The organism is Pseudomonas boreofloridensis (assembly GCF_030580795.1).
Taxonomy (GTDB): domain Bacteria; phylum Pseudomonadota; class Gammaproteobacteria; order Pseudomonadales; family Pseudomonadaceae; genus Aquipseudomonas; species Aquipseudomonas boreofloridensis.
The window spans coordinates 1-14,396 of the sequence record NZ_JAUQOQ010000018.1; the positions used below are offsets into that span (position 1 = coordinate 1).

General features: G+C 58.2%; 11 protein-coding genes and 1 tRNA gene. All 12 read left to right on the plus strand.

Going from position 1 to position 14,396, the window contains the following annotated elements:
- On the plus strand, positions 1–1,179 hold a 1,179-nt coding region (gene tuf / locus Q6A47_RS18755), incomplete at its 5' end, for an elongation factor Tu (RefSeq protein WP_304485061.1).
- Positions 1,180–1,234: 55 nt separating this feature from the next.
- Positions 1,235–1,310: transfer RNA gene (locus tag Q6A47_RS18760), tRNA-Trp, on the plus strand.
- 44 nt (positions 1,311–1,354) lie between these two features.
- The gene (gene secE, locus Q6A47_RS18765) at positions 1,355–1,723 is read left to right on the plus strand and encodes a preprotein translocase subunit SecE (RefSeq protein WP_029614623.1); all 369 of its coding nucleotides are present in this window, start codon (positions 1,355–1,357) and stop codon (positions 1,721–1,723) included.
- Between the two features lie 9 nt (positions 1,724–1,732).
- On the plus strand, positions 1,733–2,266 hold the full coding sequence (gene nusG, locus Q6A47_RS18770; protein WP_029614622.1) for a transcription termination/antitermination protein NusG: 534 nt from the start codon (positions 1,733–1,735) through the stop codon (positions 2,264–2,266).
- A gap of 119 nt (positions 2,267–2,385) precedes the next feature.
- Positions 2,386–2,817, plus strand: coding sequence for a 50S ribosomal protein L11 (rplK, locus tag Q6A47_RS18775; protein ID WP_028633698.1), 432 nt, complete (start codon positions 2,386–2,388; stop codon positions 2,815–2,817).
- Entirely contained in the window at positions 2,817–3,512 is a 696-nt protein-coding gene (rplA, locus tag Q6A47_RS18780; protein ID WP_029614621.1) for a 50S ribosomal protein L1, read from the plus strand. Before rplK ends, rplA begins: the two co-directional genes overlap by 1 nt.
- Positions 3,513–3,715: 203 nt before the next feature.
- On the plus strand, positions 3,716–4,216 hold the full coding sequence (rplJ, locus tag Q6A47_RS18785; protein WP_029614620.1) for a 50S ribosomal protein L10: 501 nt from the start codon (positions 3,716–3,718) through the stop codon (positions 4,214–4,216).
- An 80-nt stretch (positions 4,217–4,296) separates the two neighbouring features.
- Positions 4,297–4,665: a 50S ribosomal protein L7/L12 gene (gene rplL, locus Q6A47_RS18790; RefSeq protein ID WP_029614619.1), complete on the plus strand. Its 369-nt coding sequence runs from the start codon at positions 4,297–4,299 to the stop codon at positions 4,663–4,665.
- 220 nt (positions 4,666–4,885) lie between these two features.
- The gene (rpoB, locus tag Q6A47_RS18795) at positions 4,886–8,959 is read left to right on the plus strand and encodes a DNA-directed RNA polymerase subunit beta (RefSeq protein WP_039581072.1); all 4,074 of its coding nucleotides are present in this window, start codon (positions 4,886–4,888) and stop codon (positions 8,957–8,959) included.
- Positions 8,960–9,023: 64 nt separating this feature from the next.
- The gene (rpoC, locus tag Q6A47_RS18800; RefSeq protein WP_029614354.1) at positions 9,024–13,223 is read left to right on the plus strand and encodes a DNA-directed RNA polymerase subunit beta'; all 4,200 of its coding nucleotides are present in this window, start codon (positions 9,024–9,026) and stop codon (positions 13,221–13,223) included.
- A 210-nt stretch (positions 13,224–13,433) separates the two neighbouring features.
- On the plus strand, positions 13,434–13,805 hold the full coding sequence (gene rpsL / locus Q6A47_RS18805; RefSeq protein WP_003257088.1) for a 30S ribosomal protein S12: 372 nt from the start codon (positions 13,434–13,436) through the stop codon (positions 13,803–13,805).
- Positions 13,806–13,911: 106 nt separating this feature from the next.
- A complete protein-coding gene (gene rpsG / locus Q6A47_RS18810) occupies positions 13,912–14,382 on the plus strand; it encodes a 30S ribosomal protein S7 (protein ID WP_003246741.1) in 471 nt (156 codons plus the stop codon).
- Positions 14,383–14,396 lie beyond the last annotated feature (14 nt).

Sequence of the window (14,396 nt, forward strand, 5' to 3'; positions counted from 1 at the left end):
TTTGATCGTTCCCTTCCCCACGTTAACGTCGGCACCATCGGCCACGTTGACCACGGTAAGACCACTCTGACCGCAGCTCTGACTCGCGTTTGCTCCGAAGTTTTCGGTTCGGCAATCGTTGAGTTCGACAAGATCGACTCGGCTCCGGAAGAAAAAGCGCGCGGTATCACCATCAACACCGCTCACGTTGAGTACAACTCGACCATTCGTCACTACGCTCACGTTGACTGCCCAGGTCACGCTGACTACGTGAAGAACATGATCACCGGTGCTGCCCAGATGGACGGCGCGATCCTGGTGTGCTCGGCCGCTGATGGTCCGATGCCACAAACCCGTGAGCACATCCTGCTGTCCCGTCAGGTTGGCGTTCCGTACATCGTGGTCTTCCTGAACAAGGCTGACCTGGTAGACGACGCTGAGCTGCTGGAACTGGTCGAGATGGAAGTTCGCGACCTGCTGTCCACCTACGACTTCCCAGGCGACGACACCCCGATCATCATCGGTTCGGCTCGTATGGCGCTGGAAGGCAAAGACGACAACGAAATGGGCACTACCGCTGTCAAGAAGCTGGTAGAGACTCTGGACAGCTACATTCCTGAGCCAGTTCGTGCCATCGACCAGCCGTTCCTGATGCCGATCGAAGACGTGTTCTCGATCTCGGGCCGTGGTACCGTTGTGACCGGTCGTATCGAGCGTGGTATCGTCCGCGTTCAGGATCCGCTGGAAATCGTTGGTCTGCGTGACACCACCACCACCACCTGCACCGGCGTTGAGATGTTCCGCAAGCTGCTGGACGAAGGTCGTGCTGGCGAGAACTGCGGCGTTCTGCTGCGTGGTACCAAGCGTGACGACGTTGAGCGTGGCCAGGTTCTGGTCAAGCCAGGTTCGGTCAAGCCGCACACCAAGTTCACCGCAGAAGTCTACGTTCTGTCGAAAGAAGAAGGCGGCCGTCACACGCCGTTCTTCAAAGGCTACCGTCCTCAGTTCTACTTCCGTACCACTGACGTGACCGGTAACTGCGAACTGCCGGAAGGCGTTGAAATGGTAATGCCAGGTGACAACATTCAGATGACTGTCACTCTGATCAAGACCATCGCAATGGAAGACGGTCTGCGCTTCGCCATCCGTGAAGGCGGTCGTACCGTCGGCGCCGGCGTCGTAGCTAAAATTATTGAATAAGTAGTTGATTTATCTCGATCAGGTCGGCATAATGGCCGGCCTGATACAGCGTTAAAGGTCAGTAGCTCAATTGGCAGAGCGACGGTCTCCAAAACCGTAGGTTGGGGGTTCGATTCCCTCCTGACCTGCCATTCACCTCGGCGTGATTGGCTTTCTTCTTACAGGATCCTCCCCGATGACTCCCAAAACTGAAGCCCAAGAATCGCGTTTCGATCTGATCAAGTGGCTGGCTGTAGTTGCATTGGTTGTCGTAGGCGTTGTGGGTAACCAGTATTACTCCGCTGCTCCTATCCTGTACCGCGTTCTGGCGCTCCTTGCACTGGCTGCTGCTGCAGGTTTCGTTGCTCTGCAGACCGCGAAGGGCAAATCGTTCTTTACGCTTGCGAAGGAAGCACGTGCCGAGATTCGTAAAGTCGTGTGGCCGACCCGCCAAGAGACTACGCAGACCACGTTGATCGTTGTTGCCGTCGTGCTCGTTATGGCGCTGCTGTTGTGGGGTCTCGATTCCCTGCTCGGTTGGTTGGTTTCCTTGATTGTTGGCTAAGGGTGTCTCGTGGCTAAGCGTTGGTATGTTGTGCATGCTTACTCGGGTTACGAGAAGCATGTCATGCGCTCCCTCACCGAGCGCGTAAAGCTGGCAGGCATGGAAGACGGGTTTGGCGAGATTCTCGTCCCGACCGAAGAAGTCGTCGAAATGCGCAACGGCCAGAAGCGCAAGAGTGAGCGTAAATTCTTCCCAGGTTATGTCCTGGTGCAGATGGAAATGAACGAAGGGACTTGGCACTTGGTCAAGGATACCCCTCGCGTCATGGGTTTCATTGGTGGTACAGCAGACAAGCCTGCGCCGATCACCGATAAAGAGGCCGAAGCTATTCTGCGTCGCGTTGCCGACGGTAGCGACAAGCCTAAGCCGAAGACGTTGTTCGAGCCCGGTGAAGTGGTTCGTGTCATTGATGGTCCGTTTGCTGACTTCAATGGCAACGTCGAAGAAGTTAACTACGAAAAGAGTCGTCTGCAGGTTGCGGTGCTCATTTTCGGTCGTTCCACTCCGGTGGAGCTCGAGTTCAGTCAGGTCGAAAAGGTCTAACTGGACGGCGCATCCCTTACCCCGCAGCTCTACGTGCTGCGGGGTTTTGTCGTCACTGGGATAAAACGCAAGTTATCCGGGGAGCCACCAGGCGTTCGAACCCGATTTTGGAGTAGCTCATGGCTAAGAAGATTCAGGCTTACATCAAGCTGCAAGTAAAGGCCGGCCAGGCCAACCCAAGCCCACCCGTTGGTCCAGCACTGGGTCAACACGGTGTGAACATCATGGAGTTCTGCAAGGCTTTCAACGCCCGTACTCAGGGTCAAGAAGCTGGTCTGCCGACTCCAGTGATCATCACCGTCTACAGTGACCGTAGCTTCACCTTCGAGACCAAGAGCACGCCTGCCTCGGTTCTGCTGAAGAAAGCTGCCGGCCTGACCAGCGGTTCGGCCCGTCCGAACACCGTCAAAGTCGGTACCGTCACCCGTGCTCAGCTGGAAGAGATCGCCAAGACCAAGCAGGCCGATCTGACTTCCGCTGACCTGGACGCAGCTGTACGCACCATCGCTGGCTCTGCCCGCAGCATGGGCCTGAACGTGGAGGGTGTGTAATGGCTAAGCTGACCAAGCGCCAAAAGGCTATCGCCGAAAAAATCGAAGCAGGCAAAGCCTACAACTTCGAAGAAGCTGCAACGCTGCTGGCATCGCTGCCTGCTGCCAAGTTCGTAGAGTCCTACGACATCGCCGTAAACCTGGGTGTTGACCCGCGTAAATCCGACCAGGTCGTTCGTAGCGCTACCGTGCTGCCACACGGCACTGGCAAGACCGTACGTGTCGCCGTCTTCACCCAAGGTCCTGCTGCTGAAGCCGCTCTGGCTGCCGGTGCAGACCGCGTTGGCATGGACGACTTGGCTGCTGAAATGAAAGGCGGCGATCTGAACTACGACGTAGTCATCGCATCCCCTGATGCCATGCGTGTCGTTGGTCAGTTGGGTCAGGTTCTCGGTCCTCGCGGCCTGATGCCTAACCCGAAAGTCGGTACTGTTACCCCAGACGTAGCCACTGCCGTGAAAAACGCCAAGGCTGGTCAGGTTCGCTACCGTACCGACAAGAACGGTATCATCCACACCTCCGTTGGCAAGGTCGGCTTCGAAGCTGGCAAGCTGAAGGAAAACGTTGAGGCCCTGATCGCTGACCTGAAGCGCATCAAGCCGGCTTCTTCGAAAGGTATCTATGTCAAGCGCGTTACCCTGAGCACCACTATGGGCCCGGGTCTGGTCATCGATCAGAGCTCGCTGGACGTGTAATGCAGCGTCGGTGCGTTCTCTAGAGCGCGCCGACGGCAACAAGATTGGGGTCCCTGCCTGGCGGGGGCTATCCAAGACCGTAGGCGACGCAAGTCTTAAAACCCAAGCCTACGCAGATGGTGCTCCCGATTCGCTCGCGAATCAGACACCAAAACGACATCCGGCCTCGGCCAGATGAAACGGTAGAAACCAGGAGTAAACCCGTGGCAATTAAACTCGAAGACAAGAAGGCCATCGTCGCTGAAGTCAACGAGGCTGCCAAAGTCGCTCTGTCCGCTGTCGTGGCTGATGCCCGTGGTGTGACTGTAGGCGCAATGACCGGACTCCGTAAAGAGGCTCGTGAAGCTGGTGTTTATGTACGTGTCGTACGTAACACCCTGCTCAAGCGTGCTGTTGCTGACACTGAATTCAGTGTTCTCAACGACGCTTTCACCGGCCCGACCCTGATCGCGTTCTCCAATGAGCACCCGGGCGCCGCTGCCCGTCTGTTCAAGGAATTCGCCAAGGGTCAGGACAAGTTCGAGATCAAGGCAGCTGCGTTCGACGGCAAGTTCCTTGCCGCTAACCAGATCGACGTGCTGGCAACTCTGCCAACTCGCGACGAGGCTATCGCACAGCTGATGAGCGTGATCCAAGGTGCAACCAGCAAGCTGGCACGTACCCTGGCTGCTCTGCGCGACCAGAAAGAAGCAGCGGCTGCCTAAGGCAGCGTAGTTTCTCTCGAAATCAAACGTTTAATTTGATGGCCGCGTAGGCTGTCACCCCAATACAGGAATTCATAGTCATGTCTCTGACTAACGAGCAAATCATCGAAGCGATCGGCCAGAAAACCGTTCTGGAAATTGTTGAACTGATCAAAGCGATGGAAGAAACCTTCGGCGTTACCGCTGCTGCCGCTGTTGCCGCTGGCCCAGCTGCTGCCGCTCCTGCTGCCGAAGAGCAGACCGAGTTCAACGTTGTCCTGCTCGAAGCTGGCGACAAGAAAGTGAACGTCATTAAAGCCGTTCGCGAACTGACCGGTCTGGGCCTGAAAGAAGCCAAAGAGAAAGTCGATGGCGCTCCTCAGGTCGTAGCTGAAGGCGTTTCGAAAGAAGCCGCTGAAGACGCTAAGAAGAAGCTGGAAGAAGCTGGCGCTAAAGTCGAGCTGAAGTAATTTCGACTTTGCGACTGCAGCCTGAGCGTCAAGCATAGGGCTGATGGCTGGTGGCCTGTGCCACCGGCCTTTTTCCGTTATTGGTGGCCGATCCTGTCGGCCCCGATAACGAGCTGCAAGACACCCATGTGGGTGGCGCAAACCAAGGGGTTTGCACGATTTTCTGGCTGCTCCCGCCGGGAGAAGCCAAACAAGCAGGTGACCAAGCTGGGGAACGCTGATGGCTTACTCATACACTGAGAAAAAACGTATCCGCAAGGACTTTAGCAAGTTGCCGGACGTCATGGATGTGCCGTACCTCCTGGCCATCCAGCTGGATTCGTATCGCGAATTCCTGCAGGCGGGAGCATCCAAGGATCAGTTCCGCGACGTCGGTCTGCATGCGGCCTTCAAATCGGTATTCCCGATCATCAGCTACTCCGGCAATGCTGCCCTGGAGTACGTAGGCTATCGCCTGGGCGAGCCTGCCTTCGATGTGAAGGAATGTGTCCTGCGTGGCGTGACCTTCGCGGTCCCACTGCGGGTCAAGGTGCGCCTGATCATCTTCGACAAAGAGTCGTCGAACAAAGCGATCAAGGACATCAAAGAGCAAGAAGTCTACATGGGTGAAATCCCCCTGATGACTGAGAACGGTACCTTCGTTATCAACGGTACCGAGCGTGTGATCGTTTCCCAGCTGCACCGTTCGCCAGGTGTGTTCTTCGACCACGACCGTGGCAAGACTCACAGCTCCGGCAAGCTGCTGTACTCCGCTCGCATCATTCCTTACCGCGGCTCGTGGTTGGACTTCGAGTTCGACCCGAAGGACTGCGTGTTCGTGCGTATCGACCGTCGTCGCAAGCTGCCGGCGTCCGTCCTGCTGCGTGCGCTGGGCTACAGCACCGAAGAGATCCTGGACACCTTCTACACCACCAACGTATTCCACGTTTCCGGCGAGAAGTTGAGCCTGGAGCTGGTTGCCCAACGCTTGCGTGGTGAAGTCGCGGTGATGGATATCACCGACGAAACCGGCAAGGTCATCGTCGAGCAGGGGCGCCGGATCACCGCGCGTCACATCAACCAGATCGAGAAGTCCGGCGTCAAACAGCTGGAAGTCCCGCTGGAATATGTCATTGGTCGCACCACTGCCAAGGCCATCGTGCATCCGGCAACGGGTGAGATCCTGGCTGAGTGCAATACTGAGCTGACTACCGATCTGCTGGTCAAGATCGCCAAAGCTCAGGTAGTACGCATCGAGACGCTGTACACCAACGACATCGACTGCGGTCCGTTCATTGCCGATACGCTGAAGATCGACACCACCAGCAACCAGCTGGAAGCACTGGTCGAAATCTATCGCATGATGCGTCCAGGCGAGCCGCCGACCAAGGACGCTGCCGAAACCCTGTTCAACAACCTGTTCTTCAGCGCTGAGCGTTACGACCTGTCGGCCGTAGGCCGCATGAAGTTCAACCGTCGTATCGGTCGGACCGAGATCGAAGGTTCGGGCGTGCTGAGCAAGGAAGACATCGTTGACGTGCTGAAGACGCTGGTCGACATCCGTAACGGCAAGGGCATCGTCGACGACATCGACCACCTGGGCAACCGCCGCGTACGTTGCGTTGGCGAGATGGCCGAGAACCAGTTCCGTGTTGGCCTGGTGCGCGTAGAGCGTGCGGTCAAGGAACGTCTGTCGATGGCTGAAAGCGAAGGCCTGATGCCGCAGGACCTGATCAACGCCAAGCCGGTTGCGGCGGCGGTGAAGGAGTTCTTCGGCTCCAGCCAGCTTTCCCAGTTCATGGACCAGAACAACCCGCTCTCCGAGATCACTCACAAGCGCCGCGTTTCCGCGCTCGGCCCAGGTGGTCTGACCCGTGAGCGTGCTGGCTTCGAAGTGCGTGACGTACACCCGACCCATTATGGCCGCGTGTGCCCGATCGAAACGCCGGAAGGTCCGAACATCGGTCTGATCAACTCCCTGGCGGCCTATGCTCGCACCAACCAGTACGGCTTCCTGGAAAGCCCGTACCGCGTGGTGAAAGAAGGTGTGGTCAGCGACGACATCGTGTTCCTGTCGGCAATCGAAGAGGCCGATCATGTGATCGCCCAGGCTTCGGCTGCGATGAACGACAAGAAGCAGCTCATCGATGAGTTGGTTGCTGTTCGTCACCTGAACGAGTTCACCGTCAAGGCGCCGGAAGACGTCACCTTGATGGACGTTTCGCCGAAGCAGGTCGTTTCCGTTGCAGCCTCGCTGATTCCGTTCCTCGAGCACGACGACGCCAACCGTGCATTGATGGGCTCGAACATGCAGCGCCAGGCTGTACCCACCCTGCGTGCCGACAAGCCGCTGGTAGGTACCGGCATGGAGCGCAACGTTGCCCGTGACTCCGGTGTTTGTGTAGTCGCTCGTCGTGGCGGTGTAATCGACTCGGTCGATGCCAGCCGGATCGTGGTTCGCGTCGCGGATGATGAAGTCGAGACCGGCGAAGCCGGTGTGGATATCTACAACCTGACCAAGTACACCCGCTCGAACCAGAACACCTGCATCAACCAGCGTCCGCTGGTCAGCAAAGGTGACGTGGTCGCGCGCGGTGACATCATGGCCGATGGTCCGTCCACCGATATGGGTGAGCTGGCTTTGGGCCAGAACATGCGCATCGCGTTCATGGCGTGGAACGGCTTCAACTTCGAAGACTCCATCTGCCTCTCCGAACGTGTGGTTCAGGAAGACCGTTTCACCACGATCCACATCCAGGAACTGACCTGTGTGGCGCGTGACACCAAGCTTGGCCCAGAGGAAATCACCGCGGACATCCCGAACGTGGGTGAAGCTGCGCTGAACAAGCTGGACGAAGCCGGTATCGTCTACGTAGGTGCCGAGGTCGGCGCTGGCGACATTCTGGTCGGCAAGGTCACTCCGAAAGGCGAGACCCAATTGACGCCCGAAGAGAAACTGCTGCGGGCGATCTTCGGTGAGAAGGCCAGCGACGTCAAAGATACCTCCCTGCGTGTGCCAACTGGCACCAAGGGCACCGTCATCGACGTTCAGGTCTTCACCCGTGATGGCGTCGAGCGCGACAGCCGAGCCCTGGCCATCGAGAAGATGCAGCTGGACGAGATCCGTAAGGACCTCAACGAAGAGTTCCGTATCGTTGAGGGCGCGACCTTTGAGCGTCTGCGCTCTGCGCTGAACGGCCAAGTGGTCGACGGCGGCGCGGGCCTGAAGAAAGGCACCGTGATCTCCGACGAAGTGCTGGGCGGTCTGGAGCACGGTCAGTGGTTCAAGCTGCGCATGGCCGAAGATGCACTGAACGAGCAGTTGGAAAAGGCTCAGCAGTACATCGTCGATCGCCGTCGTCTGCTCGACGACAAGTTCGAAGACAAGAAGCGCAAGCTGCAGCAGGGCGATGACCTGGCTCCAGGCGTACTGAAGATCGTCAAGGTCTACCTGGCTATCCGCCGTCGCATCCAACCGGGTGACAAGATGGCCGGTCGTCACGGTAACAAGGGTGTCGTCTCGGTGATCATGCCGGTCGAAGACATGCCGCATGACGCCAACGGTACACCGGTCGATGTCGTACTGAACCCGCTGGGCGTACCTTCGCGTATGAACGTCGGTCAGATTCTCGAAACCCACCTGGGCCTCGCGGCCAAAGGGCTGGGCGAGAAGATCGACCGCATGATCGAAGAGCAACGCAAGGCTGCCGAACTGCGTAGCTTCCTGACCGAGATCTACAACGAGATCGGTGGTCGTCAGGAAAACCTCGACGAGTTCTCCGATCAAGAGATCTTCGCCCTGGCCAACAACCTGAAGAAAGGCGTGCCAATGGCCACTCCAGTCTTCGACGGTGCCAAGGAGCGCGAGATCAAGGCCATGCTGAAGCTGGCCGATCTGCCAGAGAGCGGCCAGATGGTGCTGTTCGATGGTCGTACCGGCAACAAGTTCGAGCGTCCAGTGACCGTTGGTTACATGTACATGCTCAAGCTGAACCACTTGGTGGACGACAAGATGCACGCGCGTTCCACTGGTTCTTACAGCCTGGTTACCCAGCAGCCGCTGGGTGGTAAGGCGCAGTTCGGTGGTCAGCGTTTCGGGGAGATGGAAGTGTGGGCGCTGGAAGCATACGGCGCGGCATACACCCTGCAAGAAATGCTCACAGTGAAGTCGGACGACGTGAACGGCCGTACCAAGATGTACAAGAACATCGTGGATGGCGATCACCGTATGGAGCCGGGCATGCCCGAGTCCTTCAACGTGTTGATCAAAGAGATCCGTTCGCTCGGTATCGATATCGATCTGGAAACCGAATAACACGTGACGCGAAGGGGAGTGGGGCTGGCACAGCCCGCTTCCTGCTCCGCCAGGAGGAAAGGCCTTGAAAGACCTACTGAATCTGCTGAAAAACCAGGGTCAAGTCGAAGAGTTCGACGCCATCCGCATCGGTCTGGCATCGCCTGAAATGATCCGTTCGTGGTCGTTCGGTGAAGTCAAGAAACCGGAGACCATCAACTACCGTACGTTCAAGCCTGAGCGTGACGGTCTGTTCTGCGCCAAGATCTTTGGCCCAGTCAAGGACTACGAGTGCCTGTGCGGCAAGTACAAGCGCCTCAAGCACCGCGGCGTGATCTGCGAGAAGTGCGGCGTTGAAGTTGCCCTGGCCAAAGTTCGTCGTGAGCGCATGGCGCACATCGAACTGGCCTCGCCGGTCGCCCACATCTGGTTCCTGAAGTCGCTGCCGTCCCGTATCGGCCTGCTGATGGACATGACCCTACGTGACATCGAGCGCGTGCTCTATTTCGAGAGCTACGTCGTCATCGATCCGGGCATGACCACCCTCGAAAAGGGTCAGCTGCTGAACGACGAGCAGTACTTCGAAGCGCTGGAAGAGTTCGGTGACGACTTCGACGCCCGCATGGGTGCCGAGGCTGTCCGCGAGCTGCTGCACGCGATCGACCTGGAGCACGAGATTGGCCGCCTGCGTGAAGAAATTCCGCAGACCAACTCCGAAACCAAGATCAAGAAGCTGTCCAAGCGCCTGAAGCTGATGGAAGCTTTCCAGGGCTCGGGCAACCTGCCTGAGTGGATGGTTCTGACCGTCCTGCCAGTACTGCCGCCGGACCTGCGTCCGCTGGTGCCGCTGGATGGTGGCCGCTTCGCGACCTCCGACCTGAACGACCTGTATCGTCGGGTGATCAACCGTAACAACCGTCTGAAGCGCCTGCTCGATCTGTCGGCGCCGGACATCATCGTGCGCAACGAAAAGCGCATGCTGCAGGAAGCGGTCGACGCCCTGCTGGACAACGGCCGTCGCGGTCGCGCCATCACTGGCTCGAACAAGCGTCCGCTGAAGTCCCTGGCCGACATGATCAAAGGTAAGCAGGGTCGCTTCCGTCAGAACTTGCTCGGCAAGCGTGTGGACTACTCCGGCCGTTCGGTTATTACCGTAGGCCCGACCCTGCGTCTGCACCAGTGCGGTCTGCCGAAGAAGATGGCCCTCGAGCTGTTCAAGCCGTTCATTTTCGGCAAGCTGGAAATGCGTGGTCTGGCGACCACCATCAAGGCTGCCAAGAAGATGGTCGAGCGCGAGCTGCCTGAGGTGTGGGACGTGCTCGCCGAGGTGATCCGCGAACACCCCGTACTGCTCAACCGTGCACCGACCCTGCACCGTCTGGGTATCCAGGCGTTCGAGCCGGTTCTGATCGAAGGCAAGGCTATCCAGCTGCACCCGTTGGTTTGTGCCGCGTACAACGCCGACTTCGACGGTGACCAGATGGCCGTTCACGTGCCGCTGACGCTGGAAGCCCAGCTCGAAGCACGCGCTCTGATGATGTCGACCAACAACATTCTGTCGCCAGCCAACGGTGAGCCAATCATCGTTCCGTCGCAGGACGTTGTACTGGGTCTGTACTACATGACCCGTGAGGCCATCAACGCCAAGGGTGAAGGTCGCGTATTCGCCGACCTGCAGGAAGTCGACCGCGTATTCCGCGCCGGCGAAGCCGCTCTGCACGCGAAAATCAAGGTTCGTATCAACGAAACCGTGAAAGAGCGTGACGGCTCTGTGGTCAAGAACACTCGCATCGTCGACACCACCGTCGGCCGTGCCCTGTTGTTCCAAGTCGTTCCGGCAGGTCTGCCGTACGACGTGGTCAACCAGCCGATGAAGAAAAAGGCTATTTCCAAGCTGATCAACCAGTGCTATCGCGTGGTTGGTTTGAAGGAAACCGTCATCTTTGCCGACCAGTTGATGTATACCGGCTTTGCCTACTCGACCATTTCCGGCGTTTCGATCGGTGTTAACGACTTCGTTATCCCTGACGAAAAAGCCCGCATCATTGGCTCGGCCACTGATGAAGTTAAAGAAATCGAGAGTCAGTACGCCTCCGGCCTGGTCACTCAGGGCGAGAAGTACAACAAGGTCATCGACTTGTGGTCGAAGGCGAACGACGAAGTGTCCAAGGCGATGATGGCCAACCTCTCGAAAGAGAAAGTCATCGACCGCGAAGGTAACGAAGTCGATCAGGAATCCTTCAACTCGATGTATATGATGGCTGACTCCGGTGCGCGGGGTTCCGCTGCACAGATCCGTCAGTTGGCCGGTATGCGTGGTCTGATGGCCAAGCCGGATGGCTCGATCATCGAGACGCCTATCACTGCGAACTTCCGTGAAGGTCTGAGCGTACTGCAGTACTTCATCTCGACCCACGGTGCTCGTAAGGGTCTGGCGGATACCGCACTGAAGACTGCGAACTCCGGTTATCTGACGCGTCGTCTGGTGGACGTCGCCCAGGATCTGGTGGTGACCGAGATCGACTGCGGTACCGACCACGGTCTGCTGATGACTCCGCACATCGAAGGCGGCGACGTCGTAGAGCCGTTGGGCGAGCGCGTACTGGGTCGTGTCATTGCCCGTGACGTGTTCAAGCCGGGTACCGAAGACGTCATCGTTCCGGCCGGCACCCTGGTCGACGAGAAGTGGGTCGAATTCATCGAGCTGAACAGCATCGACGAAGTGATCGTGCGTTCGCCGATCAGCTGCGAAACCCGCTTCGGCATCTGCGCCAAGTGCTACGGTCGTGATCTGGCCCGTGGTCACCAGGTGAACATCGGTGAAGCTGTCGGCGTCATCGCCGCGCAGTCGATCGGTGAGCCGGGTACCCAGCTGACCATGCGTACCTTCCACATCGGTGGTGCTGCAAGCCGTACTTCGGCTGCCGACAGCGTTCAGGTGAAGAATGGCGGCATGGTGCGTCTGCACAACCTGAAGCAGGTCGAGCGTGCCGATGGCAATCTGGTCGCGGTATCGCGTTCCGGTGAACTGGCCATTGCCGACGAGTTCGGTCGTGAGCGTGAGCGCTACAAGCTGCCGTACGGTGCCGTGATTTCGGTGAAGGAAGGCGACAAGGTCGAAGCTGGCGCCATCGTCGCCAAGTGGGACCCGCACACCCACCCAATCGTCACCGAACTGAAAGGTACCGTGACCTTCGTGGGCATGGAAGAGAACATCACCATCAAGCGCCAGACCGACGAACTGACCGGTCTGACCAACATTGAAGTGATGGACGTGAAGGATCGCCCGGCTGCTGGCAAGGAAATCCGTCCAGCGATCAAGATGGTCGATGCCAATGGCAAGGATCTGTACCTGCCAGGTACCGACGTACCGGCTCAGTACTTCCTGCCAGCCAACGCCCTTGTCGGTGTGGCTGACGGTGCTCAGATCGGTGTCGGTGACGTTATCGCGCGTATTCCGCAGGAAACGTCCAAGACCCGCGACATCACCGGTGGTCTGCCGCGCGTTGCCGACTTGTTCGAAGCGCGTCGTCCGAAGGAAGCGTCGATCCTGGCGGAAGTCAGCGGTACCATCGCGTTCGGTAAAGAGACCAAGGGCAAGCGCCGTCTGGTCATTACCCCGACCGACGGCAGCGATCCGTACGAAGAGCTGATTCCGAAGTGGCGCCACCTGAACGTCTTCGAGGGCGAGCAGGTCAACCGTGGTGAGGTGATCTCGGACGGTCCGAGCGATCCGCATGACATTCTGCGTCTGCTGGGTGTGAGCGCGCTGGCGAAGTACATCGTCAACGAGATCCAGGACGTGTACCGTCTGCAGGGCGTGAAGATCAACGACAAGCACATCGAGACCATCCTGCGTCAGATGCTGCGCAAGGTCGAGATCAGCGAGTCGGGCGACTCCAGCTTCATCAAGGGTGACCAGATGGAACTGACTCAGGTGCTGGTGGAGAACGAGCGCCTGGCCAGTGAAGACAAGTTCATCTCGAAGTTCTCGCGTGTGCTGCTGGGTATCACCAAGGCCTCGCTGTCCACCGAATCGTTCATCTCGGCGGCTTCCTTCCAGGAAACCACCCGTGTACTGACCGAGGCGGCGGTAACCGGCAAGCGCGACTATCTGCGCGGACTGAAAGAGAACGTGGTCGTCGGTCGTCTCATCCCGGCGGGTACCGGCCTGGCTTACCACAGCGAGCGCAAGCGTCGCCGTGATGCCGACAAGCCGCTGCGTGTGAGCGCCAGTGAGGTGGAAGCCGCACTGACCGAAGCGCTGAATTCCAGCGGTAACTAAGGTAGAGGCGGGGCCCCGGCCCCTTCCTCCCCGCCGCGGCGACATGAATTGTTGCCGATGACCGGGCAGGAAGGGTCGGGGCCTTGTCTTGACTGGGTGCAAGATCCTCTTTAGACTTTTGTACCCTTAAATTTGGTGAGGCTCCGTCTCGCCAATTTTTGGCTTTCTTGCAAGACAATAGCGTCGCAAGACATTCAGTGGAGCTAGTAGATGGCAACTATCAACCAGCTGGTACGTCAGCCGCGCAAGCGTACCGTCGAGAAATCCGACGTACCTGCGCTGCAGAACTGCCCGCAACGTCGTGGCGTGTGCACCCGTGTGTACACCACCACGCCGAAAAAACCTAACTCGGCACTGCGTAAAGTATGCCGTGTGCGTCTGACCAACGGTTTCGAGGTTTCCTCGTACATCGGTGGTGAAGGCCACAACCTGCAAGAGCACAGCGTCGTCCTGATCCGTGGCGGCCGTGTAAAAGACTTGCCAGGTGTTCGTTACCACACCGTTCGCGGCTCTCTGGATACTTCGGGCGTCAAAGGCCGTAACCAGGGTCGTTCGAAGTACGGTACCAAGCGTCCGAAGTAATCGGCCGTTTGCAGACATCCATTTATTTGAGTCGATAAGAGTAAGGTCGGGCAGGGGTCGAAGACCCAAGTCCCGGGCTAACCTGAAGACCGTTTGAGGGCTTATCATGCCAAGACGTCGTGTAGCAGCAAAACGTGAGATCCTGGACGATCCTAAATACGGATCGCAGATCCTCGCCAAGTTCATGAACCACGTGATGGAAAGCGGCAAGAAGGCCGTAGCCGAGCGCATCGTTTACGGTGCTCTGGATACCGTCAAAGCACGCAAGAACAGCGACCCCCTGGAAATCTTCGAGAAAGCTCTCGACGCCATCGCTCCGCTGGTCGAAGTCAAGTCCCGCCGTGTCGGCGGTGCCACTTACCAGGTTCCGGTTGAAGTTCGTCCATCCCGTCGTAACGCTCTGGCAATGCGCTGGCTCGTAGACTACGCCCGCAAGCGCGGCGAGAAGTCGATGGCTCTGCGCCTGGCTGGCGAGCTGCTGGATGCTGCTGAAGGCAAGGGTGCTGCAGTCAAGAAGCGTGAAGACGTGCACCGTATGGCCGAGGCCAACAAAGCGTTCTCGCACTACCGCTTCTAATTCAAGCATCAATC

Bases quoted from the DNA above. Each gene is read 5' to 3' on its own strand.
- secE (WP_029614623.1), top strand. From the start codon at position 1,355: ATGACTCCCAAAACTGAAGCCCAAGAATCGCGTTTCGATCTGATCAAG.
- rplK (WP_028633698.1), top strand. From the start codon at position 2,386: ATGGCTAAGAAGATTCAGGCTTACATCAAGCTGCAAGTAAAGGCCGGC.
- rplA (WP_029614621.1), top strand. From the start codon at position 2,817: ATGGCTAAGCTGACCAAGCGCCAAAAGGCTATCGCCGAAAAAATCGAA.
- rplL (WP_029614619.1), top strand. From the start codon at position 4,297: ATGTCTCTGACTAACGAGCAAATCATCGAAGCGATCGGCCAGAAAACC.
- rpoB (WP_039581072.1), top strand. From the start codon at position 4,886: ATGGCTTACTCATACACTGAGAAAAAACGTATCCGCAAGGACTTTAGC.
- rpsL (WP_003257088.1), top strand. From the start codon at position 13,434: ATGGCAACTATCAACCAGCTGGTACGTCAGCCGCGCAAGCGTACCGTC.
- rpsG (WP_003246741.1), top strand. From the start codon at position 13,912: ATGCCAAGACGTCGTGTAGCAGCAAAACGTGAGATCCTGGACGATCCT.